Here is a 21,228-nt window from a genome sequence, read left to right as displayed (position 1 = left end):
CGTCGCGTCGGAAGCGGGATGTGGGGTGGTGCGTGGTGCGCTGGTCAGGCCGAGGCCTGATCAGGCAGCCGCGCCTTCCGACTCCTGCTTCTGACGCAGGGCATCGATGACACGAGCGGCCTGGGCGGTGTTCGCGGTGAAGACGTAGGCAGCCTGGTAGAGCTTGGCCTTCATCGCACCGGCCGCCTTGGCCAGCAGGACCTCACGGGACTCGAGGTCCGCGAGCTTGGTGACCTCCGCGGCGGTCAGGGCGCGTCCGTCGAGGACACCGCCCTTGATGACCAGCGCGGGGTTCGCCTTGGCGAAGTCACGCAGACCCTTGGCGGCCTCGACCGGGTCGCCGGTGACGAAGGCGATCGCCGACGGGCCCGCGAGCGCGTCGTCGAGGCCGTTCAGACCGGCTTCCTTGGCCGCGATCGCGGTCAGCGTGTTCTTCACCACGGCGTAGGTTGCGTTGCCGCCGAGCGCGCGACGCAGCGTCTTGAGCTGCGCCACGGTGAGCCCGCGGTACTCGGTCAGCACGGCCGCGTTGGACTCACGGAACTTGTCCGTGAGCTCCGCGACGGCGGCTGCCTTGTCCGGCCTCGCCATGGCAATCCTTCCGATGGTGGTGCCGGTCTGCGTCCGCCCCGGGAACGACAAGAGCCCCGCGCAGGCGCGGGGCTCGACAGGGCGGCACGGGCGAACCGGGCCATCATGTGGAACTCTCACCTGCGCTGGCCTCCGCGTGCTGCGGGACTTCGGCTGGTCCGACGAGCGGACCGCGACCGGCGGTCTTGGGCACGACGACGATACGCGACGACGGGCGCCCGGCCAAATCCGCGCGCTCGGACAGCGGTCGCGCCCCGGCCGCACTCCGGTCGCACCCCGGTCGCGACCCGGCCGCAACGCTGCCCCGCCGTCGGTCCGGGGTCACGCCGGGGCGCCGAGGCACACGAGCGGCACGTGCACACCGGTCGTCTCGAGGTCCCGGGCACACGCTCCCGCCACGGCGGGCGCGACCGGGACGCCCGAGCGCAGCTGCTCGTGCACGTCGGTCATGACCCGCAGCGCGGTCTCGTCGGGCAGCGGCGCGATCGCGGCGACCACGCACGGCACCCCCGTCCGCAGCAGCACGCTCGCCAGCCCCAGGGACTCGCCGCCCGCCCGGATGGTCGCGCGCCCCACCTCGCACGACGAGAGGACGACGAGGTCCGGCACCGTCCCGCCGGTGTCCAGCTCGTGGGCGAACAGCGGTCCGTCCGCCAGCCGGAGCGAGGAGAACAACGGGTTGTCCTGCTCGTGCCGGCCGTGCGCGGCGAGGTGCACGATGCCCGGGGTCGTGAGCGCGGCCGTGATCCGCGCGACCGAGGCCTCCTCCCCCACCAGCGCCTGACCACCCGGCCACAGCCCGGCGACCCGCGCGGCCTCGTCGTCCGCGTGCGTCAGGCCCGGCCCGGCGGCCGCCGTCACGGGCGTGGCGGGCAGGCCCGAGCCCGCGTACCGCATCCAGTGGTGCACCGACGGCGCGACCACCGTCGGCAGCCCGCGGCGCGACGGCAGCAGGGACCACGGCAGGACGCCGAGCCACCCGCCGGCGACGACGACGAGCTCGCCGACCGCCTGCAGCGCCGGTGCCAGGGCGCCGTCGAGCCCGGTCAACGCGGCCTCGAGCGAGCGCTGCGCGACCGCGCGGAGCTCCGCCGGCACCAGCGGGTTCGCGACGACCTCGAGGTCGGCGTGCACGCGCCGCACCAGCTCCGCCACCGGCGGTGCGCCGCCGAGGTCGTGCAGCAGCGCGCCCTGCTCGTCCATCCGCACGGCGAGGAGCTCACCGCGGTGCTCGATCACGTCGAGCAGGACGCTGCCCGGGCGCCGCGCCAGGGTCGCGCGGGCCTCGTGCGCGCGGCCCTCGCGCTCGTCGCGCGCCCGCCCGGGCTCGTGCCACGAGCGGGACAGGATCTCGAGCTTGAGGCGCTTCGCCTCCGCCATGAGGCGCATCCGCTCCGGGTCCGCCTGCGGGCGGGCGGTGACCGGGCGGCTGCCCTCGACGAGCCGGCGCAGCTCCGCCAGCAGCTCCGCCGTCCGCGGGTCGGCGGGCGGGCGGAGCCGCGGCGCCCCGCCCATGACCGCGCGCACCCGCTCGGCGGCCTCGAGCACCGGCTCGGGACGGCCGGTGGACAGGGCGAGCCGCATGTCCAGGTCCGCGAGCGCGACGCCGTGCACCGCACCCGCGGTGCGCAGGTCCAGCGAGCCGAACCGGCTCCGGTGCAGCGCGAGGTCCCGCTGGCCCGCGCGCACGTGGTGGGCGGCGCGCTCCGGCTGGCCTGCGGCGACCGCGAGGAGCGCCCGGACGCGGCGCCCGTGCAGGCGCGCGGTGAGCGCCTCGTCGGCCCCGACGACGCCCAGCCCGGCGAGCACGCGCTGCGGGTCGGGTCCGGTTCCCCGTGCGACGTCCGCCTCGATCCGGAGGTAGGCGGCCTGCCGCTGCCACGTCGGGCGCCCGGTCGCCCGGCACAGCTCCTCCACCTCCGCGGCCCGCCGGGCGACGCCCGCCCACGCGGTCCGGGCGGCCCGGCCCTCGAGCCGCGCGGACACCGCGGCGTCCGCCTGCAGCGCCAGGAGCGCGGCCCGGACCACCCACGCCTCGTCGCCGCGCCGCTGGAACCGGCGGCGCGCGCTCGCCGCCCACCGGCGCGCCGCGCTCGCGTCACCGCGCAGCAGCGCGCACTCCGCGCGGCCGAGCTCGCACTCCGCCACCTCGCGCGGCATCCCCTCCGCCGCGAACATCTCCGCGGCGCGGGCCAGCGTGGCGTCGGCGACGCCGACCAGGCCGGCCTCGAGCAGCACCTCGCTGCGATCCCGGAGCGCCGTCGGCCGCTCGGGGCCCGGCAGGGTGCGCGCGGCGGCCTCCATGCTCGCGAGAGCCTCCGGGAGCCGCCCGGCACGTGCGTGCACGTAGCCGAGGTTGTGCTCGGCCTTGAACACGAGCAGGTCGAAGCCCGCCTCACGGGCACGTCGGGCGCACTCCTCGTAGTCGGCCCGCGCGGCCTCCACGTCCTGCCGGTCCAGGTGCAGCGTGCCGCGGTTGAGGAGCGCGCGGCAGCCGTCGACCGGATCCGCGGCCTCGACCTCCGCGACCGCGGCGTCGAGCGCCGCGAGCGCCTCCTCGTGCCTGCCGGCGCGCAGCGCCAGCAGGCCGCGGACCCCCGCCGTGGCCGGCACGACGCCGGGCCACGACCGGTCCGCCCCGGCCGCCACGAGCGCGTCGAGCCGGGCGAGCGCCGCCTGGGGGCCGCCCCGGGTCTCGAACTCGCACTTCGCCAGCTCCATGAGGGCACGCGCGCGGATCCGCACGACGAGCACGTCGTCGAGCGAGCCGTCGTCGAGCCGGTCGAGCGTGGCCAGCGCAGCGACGAGCCGCCGACGTGCCTGGGCCGGATGGCCCTCCGCGTTGTCGGCCTCGGCGCACGCCACCTCGACGGCGAGCCGCTCGAGCCGCGGCGTGAGGTCGCCGCTCGTCGACGGGCCGGTCCCGGCCGGCCCGGGGGCTGAGGTCATGGTCCCGCTAGAGCTCGATCTGCGGGGTCACGACCGGCATCGAGGGGTCGGACGGGCGGCGCAGCACCAGCCGTGCGGGACCGCGCTCGACCTCGACGAACACGAACCGCCCGTCCTCGTCGGACCGCGTGGTCACCACACGGCCCGACTGGTGCAGCTCGACGTCGAGCTCGCCCGTCGGCGCGGCCCAGCCGTCGACGCGGACGCGCTCGTTCTCGTGGTGCACGGAGATCATCACGGTGAGCACGTCGGTCGTGAACGTGATCGTCCCGGCCTCGATGCTCGTCTCGTCGGCCCGCAGCGCGAGGGCGGGCTCACCGACCAGCCGCAGCTCGGCGACCTCTGCGTGCAGCGCCTCGATCGTGAGGGCCATCCCGATCCGGTCGACGAGCCCGTCGGGCATCGGGTCGGCCGCGTTCACGAGCTCGGCCAGACGACCCAGCACGGCGACGTCGAGGTCGTCGACGGCCCCGCCGGCGAGGAGGGTGAGGGCGGCGTCGTCGGGGGTCATGACAGGCTCCAGGTGGGGTCGGCAGCGAGCGAGACCCGCAGCTTGGCGAGGCAGCGGCCGCGGGTCGGCCCGATGCTCCCGACGGGCATGCCGAGCGCCTGCGAGACGACGGTGTAGTCCGGCCGGTCGACCAGCGCGACCAGGCCGAGCAGCTTGCGGCAGCGCTCCGGGAGGGCGCGGACGTGCTCCCACAGGACGCGGTCCCGCTCGTCCCGCACGGCCTGGGCGTCCGGCAGCTGGTCGAGCGGCACCGTGAGCCACTCGGTCGCCTGCTCGTCGCCGTCGGTCCGCGCGGCCTCGTCACGCGTGCGCCGGACCGTGCGCCACGCCGCGCGCTTGGCGGTGACCAGCGTCCACTGGAGGGTGGCGCGGGGGTCGCGGATCGTGTCGATCTCGCGGACCAGCGAGAGCCACACGTTCTGCACGATGTCCTGGGCCGACTCGGCGTCGGCGCCCTGGGCACGCACGGTGTGCCACAGGAGCGGGGTCATCACCTGGACCAGGGCGGCGAGGGGCTGGCTGTTCCCCTCGCGGTACGCGATCACCGCGCGGGCCGCCTGGTCGGCGAGCCCATCCCCCTGGCCGCGGAGCGCGGTGTCCACCGGCTCCACCAGGTCGTCACTCATCATCTGGCCCCTCGCTCGACTGGCCTCGTGGTGGCGGCCGCTCCCGGTCAGACTAGGACGGCCCGGACAAACCCGACAAGATCGACGTGGGCACGCCACCCCGCGGGTCGTGCCTACGAGGAGTCGTCGGCGCACGGCCTGATACCTCTTCGGCCACCGAACCCCGTGCCGATGAGCCGGACCACCCGAACGGGTGAACGCCGACGCTCGCGTATCTCGCCGCGTCCCCTGCGCTCCTGACGAGCGCGCCACTGGTGAAGCGCGCCTCCGCGCACCGACCGAGGAGACCCTCCCGATGTCCCAGCACGACGAGCCCGCCCCCGACGACCGCGCCCGGATCCGACCCACGAAGCGGGGTGTCGAGGACGCCCTCCTCGCTCGCTCCGGCGTCATCGGCGTCGACATCGCCGAGAAGTGGTCCGACGGCACCCCGACCGGCCGGCAGGCCATCGTGGTGCACGTCCAGCGCAAGCGTCCGGTCGACGACCTGGACGACCACGAGCGCATCCCGGCCGAGTTCGAGGGCGTGCCCACCGACGTGGTCGAGCACCGGGTCTCGCCTCTGCGCGGCGCGGACACGGCCGGCCCGGACCTGCACACGGCCCGCGTCCGCCCGCTCGCCGGCGGCCTCAGCATCGGCCCGGCCGACGCCGTCACGATCCCGGTCGACGGCACGGCGCAGCGCCGCAGCGTCAACGGCACGCTCGGCGTCCTTGTCCGCGAGCGGCACACCGGCCACGCCTTCGCGCTCACGAACTGGCACGTGGCCGCGGGCGACGGGCTCGAGGACACGGGCAGCACCTGGGTCCAGCCCGCGATCGCCGACGGGGGCACCCCGCGCGACCGCGTCGGCGCGCTGGTGCGCGGCACGCTCACGGACCGCATCGACGCCGCCGTCGTGGCACTCGCACCCGGCGCGCCGTGGCTGCCCGGCGTCGTCGGCATCGGCCCCGTCGCCGGCGCCGCCCGCGCGGAGCTCGGTGCCACGGTGCGCAAGTCCGGCCGGACGACCGGGGTGACCGTCGGGACCGTGGTCTCGACGGACTACACGACGTCCGTCGACTTCGGGCCCGGCATCGGCTGGCGCACGCTCCGCGACCAGGTGCGCGTCGAGCCCGCCGAGGGTGTCGAGCGCTTCTCCGCGGGCGGCGATTCCGGCTCCGTCGTGGTCGACGAGGACGGCGCCGTCGTCGCGCTGCTGTGGGCCGGGGAGGACGACGGCAGCTTCTCGGTGGCGAACCCCATCGACGTCGTCCTCGACACGCTCGGGGTCTCCGTCGTCGCGGCGCGTGCCGCGGCACCGGGGGCGACCCGACGGCCGTGGACGTGGGGCGAGGCCGGAGCGGCGGGCCGGGGCGCGCAGGGGGCGCCCCGGTCGGCCGCACCGGCCTCGCCTGGCCGGAGCGACGGCGCGACGTCGGCGCAGCCGTTCACCGAGCCCTTCACGGAACCCTTCACCGAGCCGTTCACGGAGCCGTTCACGGAGCCGTTCACGGAGCCGTTCACCGAACCGTTCACCGAGGCGCTGGCCGCGAACCCGTTCACCGAGCCGTTCACCGAAGCACTGGGCGCCAACCCGTTCACCGAACCGTTCACGGAGCCGTTCACCGAACCGTTCACCGAGGCGCTCGGCGCCAACCCGTTCACCGAACCGTTCACCGAGGCACTGGGCGTCAACCCGTTCACCGAGCCGTTCACCGAATTGCTCGGTGCCAACCCGTTCACCGAACCCTTCACCGAGCCGTTCACGGAGCCGTTCACCGAAGCGCTGGGCGCCAACCCGTTCACCGAACCCTTCACCGAGCCGTTCACGGAGCCGTTCACCGAAGCGCTGGGCGCCAACCCGTTCACCGAGCCGTTCACCGAGCCGTTCACCGAGCCGTTCACCGAGGGGATGGGCGGGTCGGCGGGACCCAGCGGCGTCGCGAGCGGGAGTGCCCGCCTGCGCGCCGCGTACGTCGCGGGCCTGCGTGCGGGCTACCGGGCAGGTGCACGTGCCGGCCGGCGCGCCACGCTCGTCGCGGTGCGCGCCGCGTGGGCGCGGCGGAGCCGCGCGTACGCCGCCGCGTACCGGACGGCCGCGGTGCGTGCGACGCGGACGGTCGCCCGGCGCGCCTACCAGGCCGGGCTGGTGGCGGGCCGCCGCGACGCCCGCTGAGCCAGCTCCGTCCGACGGGCGCACGACGAAGGCCCTGGACCGCGATCGCGGTCCAGGGCCTTCGTCGTGGGAGTCCGGTCACCCGGCCTCGGGGAGGGGCGTCAGGCCGCCTCGTCCTCCGAGGTCAGGTTGCGGGTCTTGTTCTGGTCCAGCGCGATGCCCGGGCCGTTCGTCGTCGTGATGGTCGCCTTGCTGATGTAGCGACCCTTCGACGCGGACGGCTTGAGACGCAGGATCTCCTCGAGCGCGGCGGCGTAGTTCTCCACCAGCTGGACGTCGCTGAACGACACCTTGCCGATGATGAAGTGCAGGTTCGCGTGCCGGTCGGCGCGGAACTCGATCTTGCCGCCCTTGATGTCGGACACGGCCTTGGCCACGTCCATCGTCACGGTGCCGGTCTTCGGGTTCGGCATGAGACCACGCGGGCCCAGGACCTTGCCGAGTCGACCGACCTTGCCCATGAGGTCCGGCGTCGCGACGGCCGCGTCGAAGTCGGTGTAGCCGGCGGCCACCTTCTCGATGAGCTCGTCGCCACCGACCTCGTCGGCACCCGCGGCGCGCGCCTGCTCGGCGCGCTCGCCGTTCGCGAACACGATGACGCGGGCGGTCTTGCCCGTGCCGTGCGGCAGGTTGACGGTGCCGCGCACCATCTGGTCCGCCTTGCGGGGGTCGATCCCGAGGCGGAAGACCACCTCGACGGTCGCGTCGTACTTCGTCGTGGTCGTCGCCTGCGCCAGGCGGACGGCCTCGAGCGGCGCGTAGACCCGGCCGGCCTCGATCTTCTCGGCGGCGGCGCGGTACGCCTTGCTGTGCTTCGGCATCTGCTTGCTCTCCTTGTGTCAGCAGTCGTGGTCAGACGGGCCGCACGCGGGCCCTGCCACTGGTGGTGCGGGTGACCGTCGTCAGGCGACGGTGATCCCCATCGAACGGGCGGTGCCCGCGATGATCTTCTCGGCGGCCTCGAGGTCGTTCGCGTTGAGGTCCTCGAGCTTGGTGCTGGCGATCTCGCGCACCTGCTCGCGGGTCAGCGTCGCGACCTTGACCGTGTGCGGCGTGGACGAGCCCTTGGCGACGCCCGCGGCCTTCTTGATCAGCTCGGCGGCCGGCGGCGTCTTCGTGATGAAGGTGAACGAGCGGTCCTCGTACACCGTGATCTCGACCGGGATGACGTTGCCGCGCTGCGACTCGGTCGCCGCGTTGTACGCCTTGCAGAACTCCATGATGTTGACGCCGTGCTGGCCGAGCGCGGGGCCGATCGGCGGGGCCGGCGTGGCGGCTCCGGCGTTGATCTGGAGCTTGATCAGGCCGGTGACCTTCTTCTTGGGGGGCATGAAGCCGTCCGTTCTGTTCGTGGGCCGACGCCGTGGGCGATGACCCGGTTGCAATGACGCCCCACGACGTGGGGCCCTGCCCGTCCGGTCAGATCTTGGCGACCTGGCTGAACGAGAGCTCGACCGGGGTCTCCCGGCCGAAGATCGAGACGAGCACCTTGAGCTTCTGGTTCTCGGCGTTGATCTCGGAGATCGTCGCGGGCAGCGTGTCGAACGGGCCGTCCGTGACGGTGACCGACTCGCCGACCGTGAAGTCGACCTGGATCTTGCTCGCGGCCTTCGCGGCACCCGCGGCGGGCGCCGTCGGCGCCTTCGCCTCGATGGCCGGGGCCAGCATCGAGAACACCTCGTCCAGCGTGAGCGGGACCGGCTGGTGCGTGTGGCCGACGAAGCCCGTGACGCCGGGCGTGTGCCGCACCGCGCCCCACGACTCGTCGGTCAGGTCCATGCGGACCAGGACGTAACCCGGGATGCGCACGCGCTTGACGACCTTGCGCTGCGCGTTCTTGATCTCGACGACCTCCTCCATGGGGACCTCCACCTGGTAGATGAAGTCCTCCATGTTGAGGCTCTGCGTGCGGTTCTCGAGGTTCGCCTTCACGCGGTTCTCGTAGCCCGCGTAGGAGTGGATGACGTACCAGTCGCCCGGCAGGCTGCGCAGCCGCGACTTGAACGCCGCCACGGGGTCCTCGTCGGGGTCCGGCTCGTCGGACACGGCCTCGTCGGACGCACCCTCGTCGGACACAGCCTCGTCGGACGCACCCTCGTCGGACTGACCCTCGGGCACCGTCACGTCGACGGCGTCCTGCGCGGTCGCGTCCGCCGCGGCGTCGGCGTCGACAGGTGCCTCGACTGCCTCGACGGACTCGAGGGCGTCCTCGAGCTCGACGTCGGCCGGCGTGGGCTCAGACGACTCGTTCGACACGTGCGAACCTGCTTTCTACGACGATGGTGCGGCCCGGATGGCGGGCAGGGCGCGGGCCCGCGGGCCCGGGGGCGGTCAGCCGCCGAAGACCCAGAAGGTGACCCGGCCGATGCCCAGGTCGAGCACCGTGACGAACGCCATGACGACGGCGACGAACACCAGCACGACGGTCGTGTAGGTGATGAGGTCCTGCCGCGTGGGCCGGACGACCTTCTTGAGCTCCGCGACGACCTGACGGACGAAGAGGGCGATGCGCGCGAACAGCCCCCGGCGCTCGTCCGGGTGACCGGAACGGCCCGAGGCCTTCGTCGCGGGCGTGCGCGCCGAACCCTCGGCGTCGGACGCCGCGGAGGCTGCTGTTTCGCTCACGTCTTGCCTCTGCGTCTCGTCGGTGCTGGAACTGGGACCTGCGATACCTGCTTGCGCAGGGCAGACAGGACTCGAACCTGCAACCTGCGGTTTTGGAGACCGCTGCGCTACCAATTGCGCCACTGCCCTACGACGGACTCGGAGCCCCAGGACGTCCCGCACCGTGCAGCACCGAGGCGCTGCGGGCACAGGTCATCTTGGCGAACGTCAACCGCCGGTGGACCACTGTACGGGACGCCGGCGACTGGGTCGAACCGCTCTCTTCGTCGGCTCTTCGTCGGCTCGTGATCGGCTCGTCGTCGGCAGGTCGTCGGTACGGACGGCCTCTCCGCGACGACGTGACGTCTGCCACTATGGCCCGGTGAGTGAGTCGCCGCGCCCCCGTGTCTCTGCCCGCCTCTCCGCGATCGCCGAGTCGGCGACGCTCGCCGTCGACGCCAAGGCGAAGGCGCTCAAGGCGGCGGGCCGGCCCGTGATCGGCTTCGGGGCCGGGGAGCCCGACTTCCCGACGCCCACGGCGATCGTCGACGCGGCCGCCGCCGCGGTGCTGGACCCGGCGAACCACCGCTACACGCCCGCGGCGGGCCTGCCCGCGCTCCGGGAGGCGATCGCCGCCAAGACGCTGCGCGACTCGGGGTACGAGGTCCGCCCGCAGGACGTGCTCGTGACCAACGGCGGCAAGCAGGCGGTCTTCCAGGCGTTCGCCGCGATCGTCGACCCGGGTGACGAGGTCCTCCTCCCGGCGCCGTACTGGACCACCTACCCCGAGGCGATCCGCCTCACGGGCGGCGAGCCCGTCGAGGTGTTCGCCGGCGTCGAGCAGGGCTACCTGGTGACCGTCGAGCAGCTCGAGGCCGCGCGCACGCCGCGCACGAAGGCCCTGCTGTTCTGCTCGCCGTCCAACCCGACGGGCGCGGTGTACTCCCCGGAGCAGACGGCGGAGATCGGGCGCTGGGCGCTCGAGCACGGTATCTGGGTCATCACCGACGAGATCTACGAGCACCTGACCTACGACCACGCGGTGTTCACGCCGATCCAGCGCGTGGTGCCCGAGCTGGTCGACACCTCGATCGTGCTCAACGGCGTCGCCAAGACGTACGCGATGACCGGCTGGCGGGTCGGGTGGATGATCGGCCCGTCGGACGTCATCAAGGCCGCGACCAACTTCCAGAGCCACCTCACCTCGAACGTCGCGAACGTCTCCCAGCGCGCCGCGATCGCCGCGCTCAGCGGCGACCTGACCGCCGTCGAGGCGATGCGGGCGGCGTTCGACCGCCGCCGGCGCACCATGGTCGAGATGCTCTCGGCCATCGACGGTGTCGTCGTGCCGTCGCCGCAGGGCGCGTTCTACGCGTACCCGTCGGTGGACGGCGTGCTCGGCCGCACGATCCGGGGCGTCACGCCGACGACGTCGGCCGAGCTGGCGGCCCTGATCCTCGACGAGGTCGAGGTCGCGGTGGTGCCCGGCGAGGCGTTCGGGCCGTCGGGCTTCCTGCGGCTGTCCTACGCGCTGGGCGACGACGACCTGGTCGAGGGCGTGTCGCGGATCCAGGGGCTGCTCGCCGAGGCCGGCTGACCCCGGGACGGACCCGCGGGTCCACCGGTCGGTGGACGCACGGTCCGGTCCTCCGGTCCTTCCCGACCGGGCGGCGCGGGGACCACGCTGGAGCCATGACACCAGCACCTGCGGTCGAGGTCAGCGCGCTGCGCAAGACCTACGGGCCGAAGAAGGCCGTCGACGGGCTCGACCTCGTCGTGCAGCGCGGCGAGATCCTGGCCGTCCTGGGACCGAACGGCGCCGGCAAGACGACGACCGTCGAGATCCTCGAGGGCTTCCGGCGACGCGACGCGGGCGAGGTCCGCGTGCTCGGCGAGGACCCCGCGGCGGCGGGACGGCAGTGGCGCTCCCGCATCGGCGTGGTCCTGCAGGGGACCGACGACCTCGCGGAGGCCACGGTCGGCGAGCTCGTCCGGCACTTCGCGCGGTACTACCCCGACGCGCGGGACCCCGAGGACGTGATCGACGCCGTCGGGCTGCGGGAGAAGGTCCGGGTGCGCACGCGACAGCTGTCCGGCGGCCAGCGCCGTCGCCTCGACGTGGCGCTCGGCATCGTCGGCCGGCCGGAGCTCGTCTTCCTGGACGAGCCGACCACCGGGTTCGACCCGCAGGCGCGGCGGTCCTTCTGGGACCTGATCGCCGGCCTGCGCGCGGACGGGACGACGATCCTGCTCACCACGCACTACCTCGAGGAGGCCGAGCACCTGGCCGACCGCGTGGTCGTCGTCGACCGCGGCCGGGTCGTCGCGCAGGGCACGCCCGCCGACCTCGGTGGGCGGTCCGCCCGCCAGGCGGTCGTGCGGTGGACCGGCGAGGACGGACCCCGCGAGGTCCGCACCGACACCCCGACCGCGACCGTCGCCGAGCTCGCCGCGCACCTCGGCGAGGTGCCGGGGCTGCAGGTCCTCCGGCCGACCCTCGAGGACGTGTACCTCAGTCTCATCGGCGGCCCGGACGGTGCCGCCGACGCCGTCACCGACGAAGCCCGGGAGGGTGTGCGATGACCACCGCGACGACCGCCACGAGCTCTCCGGCCACCCGCCGGGGCGCCGCCCTGCCCGGCCCGCTGCGGCTCGGGCTCGCCCGGACGGCCTACGAGGTCCGTGGCTTCTTCCGCGAGCGCGACGCGGTCATCTTCATCTTCGCGTACCCGGTGATCATGCTGGCGATCTTCGCCACGGTGTTCGGCCAGGACGGCTCGGACATCGACTTCGGCGGGGCGTCGGTGTCCTTCCCGCAGTACTTCCTGCCGGGGATGGTCGCCACGGGCGTCATGCTCTCGAGCTTCCAGAACCTCGCGATCTCGATCGCCGTCGAGCGCGACGAGGGGGCGCTCAAGCGCCTGCGCGCGACGCCGCTGCCCGCCGCGTCGTACTTCCTGGGCAAGATCGGGCAGGTCCTGGTGAGCTGCCTGCTGCAGGTCGCGATCCTGCTGGCCGTCGCCGCGGCGGCGTTCGACGTCCCGTTGCCGGACGACGCGGGCGACTGGGCCACGTTCGCGTGGGTGCTGCTGCTCGGCACCGCGACAGGTGCCGTGTGCGGCGTCGCGTTCTCCTCGCTGCCGCGCAGCGGGCGGTCCGCGAGCGCCGTGGTGACCCCGGTCGTGCTGGTGCTGCAGTTCGTCTCCGGCGTGTTCTTCCGGTTCGACGAGCTGCCGTCGTGGATGCAGTCCGTCGCCTCGCTGTTCCCGCTCAAGTGGATGGCGCAGGGCATGCGCTCGGTGTTCCTGCCCGACGAGGCCGCGACGCTCGAGGTCGGCGGCTCCTGGCAGCTCGGGGCGACGGCGGCCGTCCTGGGTGCGTGGCTGGTCGTCGGGCTCGTCGTCGGCGTGCGCACCTTCCGGTGGCGGCGACGTGACGACGGGTGACCGACGCGTGACGAGGACGAGGACGAGTACGCAGACGGGGACGGGAACGAGCCGGCGGTGGCAGGCTTGCGCACCGTGAGGACGGACGTGGGCGGCCGCGAGCAGTTCTGGCAGCGCACGCTGCGCGGTTGGGACACCGCCTTCTGGATCCTGCTCGCGATCACCGCCGCGTTCACGGTCCCCGCCGCGAGCGGACCCGGCCGTCGGGCCGTCACGGTCGCCGCCTTCGCCGCCCTCGCGGTGGGCTACCAGCTGCTCGGGCACCGCGGCGCCCGCCTCGCCTCCCGCGCGCTCACGCAGTCCTACCTCGTCGTCCTCGTCGTCGCCACGACGGTTGTCACCTGGTCGGCCGAGCTCGGCATCGTCCTGCTGTTCGTCGCGTACTCGCAGATCTGGTTCTTCGCGACCAGCCGGGTCGCCGGGGTCCTGTGGACCGTGCTGCTCACCACGGGCGTCGTGGCGGCGACCGCCCTGCGGGTCGACGCGTCGCCCGACGAGCTGCCGGGCATCGTCGGGCAGTCGGTCGTGGGCCTGGTGTTCGCGATCGGGCTCGGGCTGTGGGTCACCTACGTCGCCGAGGAGGGCGAGGTGCGGGCGCAGCTGCTCGACGAGCTCAACGCGGCGCAGGCCGCACTCGCCGCGAGCCACCACTCCGAGGGCGTCCTGGCCGAGCGGGCGCGGATCGCCCAGGAGATCCACGACACGCTCGCGCAGGGGTTCACCAGCGTCGTCATGCTGGCCCAGGCCTCGAGCGCCGAGCTCGCGGTCGGCCGCACGGAGAGCGCCCAGGAACGGATCGGCCAGATCGAGGCGGTCGCCCGGGAGAACCTGGCCGAGGCGCGCGCGCTCGTCGCCGCCTTCGCGCCCCCGGCGCTCGAGGACGGCGACCTCGCCGCGGCACTGCGCCGACTGGGCGAACGGTTCGCCGCCGAGACCGGGACCCCGGTGCGGGTGGACGTCGACGCGCCGGACACGGCCGACCCGGTCCCGCAGGACGTCGCGGTCGCGGTCCTGCGGGGTGCGCAGGAGTCGCTCGCGAACGTGCGTCGGCACGCGGGCGCCTCGAGCGTCCACCTGCGGCTCACCCGCAGGTCCGACGAGGTGGAGCTCGCGGTGGTGGACGACGGCCGCGGGCTGCGGCCCGACGACCCCGAGGGCAACGGCGTGCGGGGCCTGCGCGAGCGTGCCCGCGCGGGCGGCGGGTCGCTCGAGCTCACCGGCTCCGACGGCGCGGGGACCCGCGTGCGACTGCGGCTGCCGACGGGAGGACGGGCATGACGATCCGGGTGCTGCTCGCGGACGACCACCCCGTCGTCCGGTCCGGTCTCGGCGGCCTGCTCGCCGTGGAGGACGACCTCGAGGTCGTCGGCGAGGCCGCCGACGGCGAGGAGGCGGTCGCGCTCGCGCACGCCCTCACGCCGGACCTGGTGCTGATGGACCTGCGCATGCCGCGGCTCGACGGCGCCGCGGCGACGGCGCGGATCGTGGCCGAGGTGCCGGGTGCCCGCGTCCTGGTGCTCACGACCTACGAGACCGACGCCGACATCCTGCGCGCGGTCGAGGCGGGCGCGACCGGCTACCTGCTGAAGGACACGCCCCGGGCCGAGCTGGTCGCCGGCGTGCGTGCCGCCGCCCGTGGGGAGGCCGCGCTCTCGCCGTCCGTCGCTCGGCGCCTGGTCCAGCAGGTGCGCGGCAACGACGAGCGCCTGACCCCACGCGAGACGCAGGTGCTCGCCGCCGTCGCGCGCGGGCTCTCCAACGCCGCGATCGGCGCCGAGCTGTTCATCGCCGAGGCGACCGTCAAGACGCACCTCCTGCGCGTCTTCGCCAAGCTCGGCGTGGACGACCGCACGCGCGCCGTCACCGCCGCGATGGAACGGGGCTACCTTCCCGCCGGCTGATCAGGACCGGGCGGCCCCGCGGACCGCGTTCGCGAGCGCGCCCGGCAGGTAGAGCTCCGACGTGTCGGCCTCGGGCCACACCTGCCCGTCGATGAGGACGCGCGGGGCGGAGACCGACCCGAGCTGCTCCGCCAGGCTCGTCGTGCCCGCCACGACCCAGGGCGCGAACTCGCGCATCGACGCCGACCACTCCGAGTCCGGGCCCATCTCGACCCCCTCGACGAGCGTGAACCGCTCGACGACCGAGGCGGGCACGCCGACCCCTCGCGCCAGCTCGCCGATCTCGACGTCCGTCAGGCCGACCGAGTTCTCCGTGGGCTGGTTCTCCAGCAGCGCCGTCAGGAAGTCCACGACGTGCTCGGGGTCGCGGTCCGCGACCACGGCCACCGCGTTCGCGGCGCGAGTCGAGTAGGCCGTCCCCTGCGACAGCGAGTCGAGGAACGCGATCGGGTGGTACTCGACCGTGACGCCGTCCTGCCGCGCGAGCTCGACCAGGTCAGCGCCCTGGGCAGCGTGCATCTGGGCGCAGAAGGGGCACATCAGGTCGACGTACACCGCGACCACCGTGTCGCCGTCGCCGGCGACTCCGACACCCTCGTCGCTGACGGGGATGCCGCCCGTGGCCGTCCCCGTCGCCGGTGCCGGACCCGCCGTGACGTCACCGGAGCCCTCGTCGGTCCAGTCCTCGTCGGTCCAGCCCTCGCCAGTCCAGTCCGTCCCGTCCTCGCCGAGCGCGCCGTCGTCCAGCCCCAGCCCGTCGAGCCCCGTGCCACCCAGGCCCATGCCTCCGAGACCTGTGCCGCCCAGACCTGTGCCACCCAGACCCATGCCAGGGGCGAGGTCGCCGAAGTTCTCCGTCAGCCACTCGGGGTCCTCGAGCTTGCCCTCCTCCTGAAGCCGCACCACGTTCTCCCCCACCGTGCCGAACGCGTCGGCCAGCGTGGCGATCATCGAGACGCGCCACCCGCCGTCGTCCTCCACCGCCACCAGGCCCACCTGGTCCAGACCGAGCTCGCGTGCGCCCGCGCTCTCGTCGAGGCAGCGCGTCTCGCCCTCCGCCGTCGCGCACACGCCGTCGAACGTGACGGTCTCTCCGTCCACCGTCACCGCCAGCTCGTGCGGCGAGAGCCGCGCGCGACCGCCGCCGAGGTCGGTCGCCTCGAGGGCGCCGTCGATCGTCAGGGCCGACCCGGCGAGGTCGCCGTCGTTCGCGTCGTCGACCCACGCCTGGACGTAGACCTCCACGAACCGTCGCTCGGCCGGGGAGAGCACCGCCGCGAGGTCCGAGAGGTCGCCCGTCGTCGCCGACGGCAGTGCGCCCAGGAAGGCCGCACCCGCCTCGTCAGCCGTCGGGTACCGCTCACCCTCGTCGGACGGCATGCTCCCGCGCGTGCCGCCCTGCAGCACCGTCACGTACTCGCCGATCGTCATGAGCGGGCTGACGAACCAGCGACCGTCCTCCTCGACCGCCATGAGGAACGGCTTCTGCTCGCCCGCGGGGGTCGGGAAGACCAGGTCCGCGGCCGTGACCGACCACGGCAGGCCGTCGGCCAGCGCGTCGACGGCCTCGTCCCGCGAGGTCTCGAGCTCCTGCGCGACCTCGTCGCCGAGCGTGCCCGAGTAGGCGTCCACCAGGGCGTCGTAGAGCGCCTCGGCATCGGCGTCGACGGTCAGCGTGCCGCCGGTCAGCTCGACGCGCGCGAGGCCCTCGTCGACGTCGACCACGGTCAGGTCGAGGCCGGCCAGGTCGATCTCCACCTCGTCGAGGAGCGCCGCGACGTCCACGCGCTCGGCGTCCTGCGTCACCTGCGAGAGCGGCGCGGCCGCGTCCCGGAACGCATCGACCTCGAACGGCGGGAGCACACCGTAGACGGCGATGCCGTCGCCGCTCGTCGCCCCCTCGAGGAGCTGGGTGACCGCGGCCTCGGCGGTGGGCGCACCGCCGAGCTTGGAGAACACGGTCGCCCACGTGACGTAGGCACCCACGCCCAGCAGCACGACGACGCCGGCCGCGATGCCGATGAGCAGCCCGCGGCGCCGGCGCGCAGGCGGGGCGGGCTCGTCGGTCGCGACCCACGGCGTCTGGATGGAGGCGACCTCGACGGACGCCGTCTCGACGGGCCCGGTCTCGACGGACCCGGTTCCGACGGACGCCGGAGCCAGGGCGGTCGGCGCCGGCTCGGGCACGCCCGGATGCGCCGTGCGCGGCTGGGGCACCAGCGGCTGGGGCTGCCACGACGGCGTCACAGAGGGCGACGCAGGGGACGACGCAGGCGGAGCGGTGCTCGCCGCGGCGGCGCGACGCCGCGCGACCGCCGCCGCGACGTCGGCGTCCCCCTGACCCGCGAGCCAGTCGAGCAGCTGGGGGTAGGCGGCCGGGTGCTCCGCGATGCGGACCCGCAGGTCGGGTCGCTCCGTCGCGATCCGGGCGAGCTGCCCGGGCGGCGTCGACGGGTCCGCGGCGAGCGCGGCGAGCGGGTCCTGGTGCAACGGCTTCTCCCCTGGTCGTGCGCCGCTCCCCTCGGGGCGCGACGTCAGGACGGCATCCTAGGAAGCACATCGGCCCCCCGACCGGGACCGTCCACACCCCCGGGCACGAATCACCCGGTCGCCGCCGCGCTCGCTCCGTCGCTGGCAGACTGACCGACGTGCGCGACCTCTCCCGGCTCCCGAAGGCGCACCTCCACCTGCACTTCACCGGCTCGATGCGGCTGCGCACGCTCGCGGAGCTCGCGCGGGGCTACGGCATCCGCCTCCCCGCGACGTTGCTCGACGCCGACCCCCTGCACGTGCCAGCGGACGAGCGCGGCTGGTTCCGGTTCCAGCGCCTGTACGACGCCGCGCGCGCGTGCGTGCGCAGCGAGGCCGACATGCGGCGGATCGTGGCCGAGGCCGTCGCGGACGACGCCGCCGAGGGCTCGGGACGCCTGGAGATCCAGGTCGACCCCACCTCGTACGCGCCCTTCGTCGGCGGCATCACGCCCGCGCTCGAGATCGTGCTCGACGAGGCGCGCGCCGCGAGCGCGCGCGAGGGCGTCTCGGTCGGCGTCGTCGTGGCCGCCTCCCGGATGCGCCACCCGCTCGAGGCCCGGACCCTCGCGCGCCTCGCCGCACGGCACGCGGGCGACGCGCCCGGGCAGGTCGTCGGGTTCGGGCTCTCGAACGACGAGCGGCGCGGCGAGACCGAGGAGTTCGGGCCGGCGTTCGCGATCGCCCGACGAGCCGGCCTCGCCTCGGTCCCGCACGGCGGCGAGCTCCTGGGGCCGGCGCACGTGCAGGACGTCGTGGCGCACCTGCGGCCGGACCGCCTGGGCCACGGGGTGCGCAGCGCGGAGGACCCGCGCCTGCTCGACGCGATCGTGGCCGACGAGGTCGCGCTCGAGGTCTGCCCCGCGTCGAACGTGTCGCTGGGCGTCTACCGCGACGCGGCCCAGGTGCCGCTGCGCACGCTCGTCGACGCCGGTGCACGCGTGGCGCTCGGCGCCGACGACCCCCTGCTGTTCCACGCGCGCCTCATCGCCCAGTACGCGATCGCGCGCGACGAGCACGGGTTCGACGACCGGGAGCTCGCGGACCTCGCGCGGTCCTCCATCCGGGCGAGCCGGGCGTCCGACGACGTCCGCCGGCGGCTGCTCGCGGGCGTCGACTCCTGGCTCGCCGAGCCCGCCCGGGCGGGAGACGGGTCCGCGCCCGACGCCTGACCGGCCGCGCGGCCTCGTCGGACCGCAGGCTCCGCGACGGCGCCCCGCGGGACGTCCCGGCAGGACTAGAGGCGCACCCCGACGAGGACCGGCTCCGGCTCGAGCCGCACCCCGAAGGCGGACAGGACACCGGACCGGACCTCGCGCGCGAGCGCGAGCAGGTCCTGCGTCGACGCGCCGCCGCGGTTGGTCAGCGCGAGCGTGTGCTTGGTCGACAGGGCAGCGGGGCCGGGCAGCCCGTGGCCCCGGGTGAAGCCCGCGTGCTCGATCAGCCACGCGGCGCTCGTCTTGGTCCGGCCGTCCGCCGTGGGGAAGCGCGGGGCGTCCGCGGGCAGGGCGTCGGCCGCGGCCGCGTCGAGCACGGGGTTGGTGAAGAACGAGCCCGCGCTACGGGTGTCCGGGTCCGCGGGGTCGAGCACCATGCCCTTGCGTCCGCGCAGCTCGAGCACCGCCGCGCGCACGTCCAGCAGCGGCGCCCGCTCCCCGACCTCGACGCCGAGCGTGCGCGCGAGCTCCGCGTACGCGATCGGCGCGGACAGCGTGCCCTGGCGCAGCTGGAACGTCACGTCGAGCACCACGTACCGCGGCGTCGGCGTCCAGGGCGCGCGCTCGTCGACGGGGTCGCGCGGGTCCGCCGGCAGCGCGGCGCCCGTCCCCGGGTCCCGCATCGAGCGCTTGAGCAGGGACGTGCGGTAGCCGAACTTCAGGTCGACGAGGGGCAGCGTGCGCACCCGCGCGCGGGCGCGGTCCCACACCCGCACGGTCGCGATCGTCTGCGCGACCTCCTGACCGTAGGCGCCGACGTTCTGCACCGGCGTCGCGCCCGTGGACCCCGGGATGCCGGACAGCGCCTCGATGCCGTAGAGCCGGTGCGTGGTGGCCTCGAGGACCACGTCGTCCCACGGCGTGCCCGCGGGCACCGTGTACGTCACCCCGGCGCACGCGGAGTGGTCCGGCACCTCGATCCCGGTCCGGGTGTCGCGCACGACGACGCCGTCGAACCCCTCGTCGGCGACCACGAGGTTGGAGCCGCCCCCGACGACGAGCAGGGGCTCGCCGGCCTCGTCCGCCGTCCGGACCGCGTCGACCAGCTCCGCCTCCGTCGTCGTCTCGACGTACCGGGCGGACGGGCCGCCGACGCCCAGCGTCGTGAGGTCCGCGAGACGGGGGGTGGTGCGCACGGTCATGTCCCCAGGCTACGGGCGCTCGTCGACCGGCTGCTCGAGGGGCTGGTCGACGGGCTCGTCGGCGGGCTCGTCGGCCGGGGGGTGCGGCGTCCCGGACGCCGCGTCCTCGGGTCGCCTGAGCGGGGCCGCGGCGCCCGCGACGAAGATGCCGAGGGCCACCGGGACCAGGATGACGAGCAGCGCGTGCCGGTAGCCCACGTGCTCCGCGAGCAGCCCGAGCAGCGGCGGCCCGGCGAGGAACGCCGAGTAGCCGATCGTGGAGACGACGCTCACGCGCGCCGCGGCCCGCAGCGGGTCGTCGGCCGCGGCGCTCATCCCCACGGGGAAGCCCAGCGCCGCTCCGGCGCCCCACGCCAGGATCCCGACGACCGCGAGCCACAGCGTCGGCGCGAGCCCGAACAGCGTCAGCCCGACGAGCGCCAGCGCGGCGCACAGCCGCAGGACCACCACGCGGCCGAACCGGTCGAGCAGCGCGGTGCCGAACCAGCGCGTCGCGGTCATCGAGGCGAGGAACACCCCGAGCGCGACGGCCCCGACCGCGTGCTGGGTGTCGAAGCCGTCGACCACCGCGAGGCTCACCCAGTCGTTGGCGGAGCCCTCGGTGAGCGCGGCCGCCAGCACCACGAGCCCGATGAGCAGCGTGCGCGGCTCCAGCCAGGCGGCCAGCGCGCGGCGGGCGCGGCCGCCGCTCGCGGCCGGGGAGCCGGCCTCGTCGGGCACGACGACGTCGCCGTGGCCCGCCGGGAGGAAGGAACGGACCGCGAGCGCGACCGCGACGGTGGAGGCGGCGACCGCGACGGGGATGTGGATCTCCACGGGCACGTGCAGGCCGGCGGCGATCGCCGCGATGCCGGCCGCCGCGACCGTGCCGAAGGAGAAGCTCGCGTGGTAGCGCGGCATGATCGTGCGGCCGATCCGCTGCTCGACGAGCGCGCCCTCGAGGTTCATCGCCGCGTCCCACACGCCCGTGCCCACCCCGTACGCGACCAGGCCGACGCCCGTGAGCACGATCTGGTCGAGCGCGACGCCGACCGTGGCGGTCGTCAGGCCCACCGCGTTGAGCACCGCGAAGCCGAGGACGGTCCGGGGCGCACCGAGCCGCTCGATGATCGTCCCGGCGAGCGGCAGCGAGACGAGAGACCCCACGGAACCGACGAGCAGGAGGAGCCCCATCTGCCCGGCGGACAGGCCGAGGCCGTCCCGCACGGCGGGCAGCCGCGACGCCCAGCTCGCGAAGTTGAAGCCGTTGAGGAAGAAGACGGCGAAGACCGCCGCCGAGGCGGCGCGGACCGGGTCACGCAGGGTGGGCATCGAGGCTCCGGGAACGGCGGCGGTCTCGGTTCGGGGTGCGTCGCTCACGCTACGCGCACCTCCCGGGAGGCAGGCGGCACGGGGCGGCGCCAGGGCGGGAGCGGGCCGGAGGGTGCTGCCGCCCGACCGTATCGAATCGATTTGAGGATCGGTCGACATTCTGCGGGTACGCTGACCGCGGCGTCAACCGACGCCCCGCACAGCGGTCCGCGTGCTCGTCGCGGGCCGTCGCCGAGCCGCCCG

The 21,228-nt window shown here is 74.6% G+C and carries 18 protein-coding genes and 1 tRNA gene; 7 read left to right on the top strand and 12 right to left on the bottom strand.

Going from position 1 to position 21,228, the window contains the following annotated elements:
- Positions 1 to 60 precede the first annotated feature (60 nt).
- The 4 genes from rplJ to KIN34_RS08350 all read right to left on the bottom strand — a co-directional run bounded on the left by rplJ (position 61) and on the right by KIN34_RS08350 (position 4,677).
- Entirely contained in the window at positions 61 to 591 is a 531-nt protein-coding gene (rplJ, locus tag KIN34_RS08365) for a 50S ribosomal protein L10 (protein ID WP_214349159.1), read from the bottom strand.
- A 321-nt stretch (positions 592 to 912) separates the two neighbouring features.
- Complete coding sequence (locus KIN34_RS08360) at positions 913 to 3,540, bottom strand: CHAT domain-containing protein (protein ID WP_214349156.1); 2,628 nt, start codon at positions 3,538 to 3,540, stop codon at positions 913 to 915.
- 7 nt (positions 3,541 to 3,547) lie between these two features.
- Positions 3,548 to 4,051 carry a carboxypeptidase regulatory-like domain-containing protein gene (locus tag KIN34_RS08355; protein ID WP_214349153.1) on the bottom strand — a complete coding sequence of 168 codons (504 nt, stop codon included), beginning with the start codon at positions 4,049 to 4,051 and terminating at the stop codon, positions 3,548 to 3,550.
- Positions 4,048 to 4,677 carry an RNA polymerase sigma factor gene (locus tag KIN34_RS08350; protein WP_237689071.1) on the bottom strand — a complete coding sequence of 210 codons (630 nt, stop codon included), beginning with the start codon at positions 4,675 to 4,677 and terminating at the stop codon, positions 4,048 to 4,050. Before KIN34_RS08350 ends, KIN34_RS08355 begins: the two co-directional genes overlap by 4 nt.
- A gap of 295 nt (positions 4,678 to 4,972) precedes the next feature.
- On the opposite strand from KIN34_RS08350, the gene KIN34_RS08345 reads away from it, so the two are divergent.
- Positions 4,973 to 6,835, top strand: coding sequence for a S1 family serine peptidase (locus KIN34_RS08345; protein ID WP_214349148.1), 1,863 nt, complete (start codon positions 4,973 to 4,975; stop codon positions 6,833 to 6,835).
- Positions 6,836 to 6,936: 101 nt separating this feature from the next.
- On the opposite strand, the gene rplA is transcribed toward KIN34_RS08345, so the two are convergent.
- From rplA to KIN34_RS08320, 5 genes are all read right to left on the bottom strand, one after another.
- Positions 6,937 to 7,656 carry a 50S ribosomal protein L1 gene (rplA, locus tag KIN34_RS08340; protein ID WP_214349146.1) on the bottom strand — a complete coding sequence of 240 codons (720 nt, stop codon included), beginning with the start codon at positions 7,654 to 7,656 and terminating at the stop codon, positions 6,937 to 6,939.
- Between the two features lie 81 nt (positions 7,657 to 7,737).
- Positions 7,738 to 8,166: a 50S ribosomal protein L11 gene (rplK, locus tag KIN34_RS08335; protein ID WP_214349143.1), complete on the bottom strand. Its 429-nt coding sequence runs from the start codon at positions 8,164 to 8,166 to the stop codon at positions 7,738 to 7,740.
- 88 nt (positions 8,167 to 8,254) lie between these two features.
- The gene (gene nusG / locus KIN34_RS08330) at positions 8,255 to 9,091 is read right to left on the bottom strand and encodes a transcription termination/antitermination protein NusG (protein WP_214349141.1); all 837 of its coding nucleotides are present in this window, start codon (positions 9,089 to 9,091) and stop codon (positions 8,255 to 8,257) included.
- Positions 9,092 to 9,166: 75 nt separating this feature from the next.
- The gene (gene secE, locus KIN34_RS17355) at positions 9,167 to 9,460 is read right to left on the bottom strand and encodes a preprotein translocase subunit SecE (RefSeq protein ID WP_214349138.1); all 294 of its coding nucleotides are present in this window, start codon (positions 9,458 to 9,460) and stop codon (positions 9,167 to 9,169) included.
- Positions 9,461 to 9,516: 56 nt separating this feature from the next.
- A tRNA-Trp gene (locus tag KIN34_RS08320) sits at positions 9,517 to 9,589 on the bottom strand.
- Between the two features lie 232 nt (positions 9,590 to 9,821).
- Between KIN34_RS08320 and KIN34_RS08315 the strand changes: the two genes are divergently transcribed.
- The 5 genes from KIN34_RS08315 (at position 9,822) to KIN34_RS08295 (ending at position 14,786) form a co-directional block, all read left to right on the top strand.
- A complete protein-coding gene (locus KIN34_RS08315) occupies positions 9,822 to 11,036 on the top strand; it encodes a pyridoxal phosphate-dependent aminotransferase (RefSeq protein ID WP_214349135.1) in 1,215 nt (404 codons plus the stop codon).
- Between the two features lie 95 nt (positions 11,037 to 11,131).
- Positions 11,132 to 12,022, top strand: a complete 891-nt coding sequence (locus KIN34_RS08310; protein WP_214349132.1) for an ABC transporter ATP-binding protein — start codon at positions 11,132 to 11,134, stop codon at positions 12,020 to 12,022.
- Positions 12,019 to 12,885 carry an ABC transporter permease gene (locus KIN34_RS08305; RefSeq protein WP_214349129.1) on the top strand — a complete coding sequence of 289 codons (867 nt, stop codon included), beginning with the start codon at positions 12,019 to 12,021 and terminating at the stop codon, positions 12,883 to 12,885. Before KIN34_RS08310 ends, KIN34_RS08305 begins: the two co-directional genes overlap by 4 nt.
- A gap of 75 nt (positions 12,886 to 12,960) precedes the next feature.
- A complete protein-coding gene (locus KIN34_RS08300) occupies positions 12,961 to 14,163 on the top strand; it encodes a sensor histidine kinase (RefSeq protein WP_307858148.1) in 1,203 nt (400 codons plus the stop codon).
- Positions 14,160 to 14,786 carry a response regulator gene (locus KIN34_RS08295; RefSeq protein ID WP_214349123.1) on the top strand — a complete coding sequence of 209 codons (627 nt, stop codon included), beginning with the start codon at positions 14,160 to 14,162 and terminating at the stop codon, positions 14,784 to 14,786. The genes KIN34_RS08300 and KIN34_RS08295 overlap by 4 nt, the downstream gene beginning before the upstream one ends.
- On the opposite strand, the gene KIN34_RS08290 is transcribed toward KIN34_RS08295, so the two are convergent.
- Positions 14,787 to 17,276, bottom strand: coding sequence for a DsbA family protein (locus KIN34_RS08290; protein ID WP_214349120.1), 2,490 nt, complete (start codon positions 17,274 to 17,276; stop codon positions 14,787 to 14,789).
- A 158-nt stretch (positions 17,277 to 17,434) separates the two neighbouring features.
- Here KIN34_RS08290 and KIN34_RS08285 point away from each other — a divergent pair, with 158 nt between their 5' ends.
- Positions 17,435 to 18,487 (top strand): adenosine deaminase, encoded by a 1,053-nt coding sequence (locus KIN34_RS08285; protein WP_214349117.1) that lies wholly within the window; start codon positions 17,435 to 17,437, stop codon positions 18,485 to 18,487.
- A 65-nt stretch (positions 18,488 to 18,552) separates the two neighbouring features.
- On the opposite strand, the gene KIN34_RS08280 is transcribed toward KIN34_RS08285, so the two are convergent.
- Complete coding sequence (locus KIN34_RS08280) at positions 18,553 to 19,674, bottom strand: UDP-N-acetylmuramate dehydrogenase (protein WP_214349114.1); 1,122 nt, start codon at positions 19,672 to 19,674, stop codon at positions 18,553 to 18,555.
- Positions 19,675 to 19,683: 9 nt separating this feature from the next.
- Entirely contained in the window at positions 19,684 to 20,985 is a 1,302-nt protein-coding gene (locus KIN34_RS08275) for an MFS transporter (protein WP_214349112.1), read from the bottom strand.
- Positions 20,986 to 21,228: the final 243 nt, after the last annotated feature.

Source organism: Cellulomonas fulva (assembly GCF_018531375.1).
GTDB lineage: Bacteria > Actinomycetota > Actinomycetes > Actinomycetales > Cellulomonadaceae > Cellulomonas > Cellulomonas fulva.
Note: the sequence above shows the minus strand (reverse complement) of the source record. Positions and strands in the feature narration are given on the sequence as shown.

Excerpts from the sequence above, each read along its gene's own strand:
- rplJ (WP_214349159.1), bottom strand. The coding sequence starts at position 591 with ATGGCGAGGCCGGACAAGGCAGCCGCCGTCGCGGAGCTCACGGACAAG.
- KIN34_RS08360 (WP_214349156.1), bottom strand. The coding sequence starts at position 3,540 with ATGACCTCAGCCCCCGGGCCGGCCGGGACCGGCCCGTCGACGAGCGGC.
- KIN34_RS08355 (WP_214349153.1), bottom strand. The coding sequence starts at position 4,051 with ATGACCCCCGACGACGCCGCCCTCACCCTCCTCGCCGGCGGGGCCGTC.
- KIN34_RS08350 (WP_237689071.1), bottom strand. The coding sequence starts at position 4,677 with ATGAGTGACGACCTGGTGGAGCCGGTGGACACCGCGCTCCGCGGCCAG.
- KIN34_RS08345 (WP_214349148.1), top strand. The coding sequence starts at position 4,973 with ATGTCCCAGCACGACGAGCCCGCCCCCGACGACCGCGCCCGGATCCGA.
- rplA (WP_214349146.1), bottom strand. The coding sequence starts at position 7,656 with ATGCCGAAGCACAGCAAGGCGTACCGCGCCGCCGCCGAGAAGATCGAG.
- rplK (WP_214349143.1), bottom strand. The coding sequence starts at position 8,166 with ATGCCCCCCAAGAAGAAGGTCACCGGCCTGATCAAGCTCCAGATCAAC.
- KIN34_RS08310 (WP_214349132.1), top strand. The coding sequence starts at position 11,132 with ATGACACCAGCACCTGCGGTCGAGGTCAGCGCGCTGCGCAAGACCTAC.
- KIN34_RS08305 (WP_214349129.1), top strand. The coding sequence starts at position 12,019 with ATGACCACCGCGACGACCGCCACGAGCTCTCCGGCCACCCGCCGGGGC.
- KIN34_RS08295 (WP_214349123.1), top strand. The coding sequence starts at position 14,160 with ATGACGATCCGGGTGCTGCTCGCGGACGACCACCCCGTCGTCCGGTCC.
- KIN34_RS08280 (WP_214349114.1), bottom strand. The coding sequence starts at position 19,674 with ATGACCGTGCGCACCACCCCCCGTCTCGCGGACCTCACGACGCTGGGC.
- KIN34_RS08275 (WP_214349112.1), bottom strand. The coding sequence starts at position 20,985 with ATGCCCACCCTGCGTGACCCGGTCCGCGCCGCCTCGGCGGCGGTCTTC.